The 1,323-nt window shown below is 44.4% G+C and carries 1 protein-coding gene; it reads left to right on the top strand.

Translation table 11 applies throughout. From position 1 onward, the window contains the following. The first annotated feature begins 236 nt into the window (after positions 1-236). Entirely contained in the window at positions 237-1,232 is a 996-nt protein-coding gene (locus RIF36_RS17175) for an IS110 family RNA-guided transposase (RefSeq protein WP_350149443.1), read from the top strand. Positions 1,233-1,323: the final 91 nt, after the last annotated feature.

Below are 1,323 nucleotides of genomic sequence, written 5' to 3'. Positions count from 1 at the left end.
GGCTGGCGGCTGCATCTTTATATTTACCCATATAGAATAATCCAATTCTTATCTTAGAGAAAAGGAGGAGAACTTAGTGGCTGGGGCAGCCCCGCTGTGTAGGCTCAATACCTTGACATCGTGTTAGTCCTCCTTTTCCTAACTGTTGAACCTGTGACCCTATAGAACGATAGGCCTACATGCCTCATAAAGGTGCTAGTCGGTTCAACGCATTGTTTCATCACAACCTTTAAGTTATGAAAAAGTCAGTTTTTATCGGCATCGATGTTAGCAAATTATCCCTTGATGCTGCCATCTTCATTCCTTCATCCAATGGATTGTCACATCAACAATTTGACAACCATGCCAGAGGCTTTGCTAAATTGCTCAAATGGGTAAAGAGCGTCACTTCTCTACATGATTGTCTGTTCTGTATGGAAGACACCGGTAGCTACAGCTATGGGCTGGCTTGTTTCCTTACTGATGCGCAGGCAGATCTATGTCAAGAGTCTGCTTATCGCATCAAGCATTCTATGGGTATCCAAAGGAAAAAAACGGATAAAGCAGATGCGGAGATGATCGCGCGGTTTTCCGCTCGTTTTGCGGATGAACTAACCCTGTATACTCCCCCCCTAGCTGCGGTAGCCCAGCTCAAAACGCTGCTTTCATTCCGGCTCCGGCTCATCAAGCAAAAGACCAGCATCATCACGGCCATAGAAGCTAACAAGCAGCTACAAGGCTATGTAGATGTTTCTTTTGTCCTATCAACCCTGAATCGTCAACTCAAAGTGCTGAAGGAACAGATCAAAAAGTGCAACCAGCAAATTGAACTTCTTATTCAGCAAGATCAGCAGCTTGGTCATCAGAATCAACTGCTATGTTCAGTTCCTGGAGTTGGAAAAGTCATCGCCGCGCAGGTGATCGCTTATACCTATGGCTTTACCAAATTTAAAGACTGGCGAAAATTTGCCTGTTACGTTGGTACGGCACCCTTTCCCTATCAGTCGGGTACTAGCGTTAGAAAGCGAACCCAGGTATCTTCTATCGCCAATAAAAAGCTGAAAGCTCTGCTCAGTATGGGAGCTGTTAACACCTTAAAAACTGAGAACGAATATCACGTATATTATCGTAAAAAAATCAGTGAAGGGAAACACCATATGGTCGTGATCAATGCCATTCGAAATAAACTGATCAGTCGCATGTTTGCCGTGATCCGAAGAGATACTCCCTACGTAAAGTTACAGTTATCATAGGGTAGATAGGTGACTAACAGCAGTTGGTGAAAGCAGGAAATGCGGGCATTTGCTGCTTTTACCAACTCGTTTGCGGTAGCAAACTCTTGCG

Source organism: Imperialibacter sp., assembly GCF_040222815.1.
In the GTDB taxonomy this organism is placed as follows: Bacteria; Bacteroidota; Bacteroidia; order Cytophagales; family Cyclobacteriaceae; genus Imperialibacter.
Note: the sequence above shows the minus strand (reverse complement) of the source record. Positions and strands in the feature narration are given on the sequence as shown.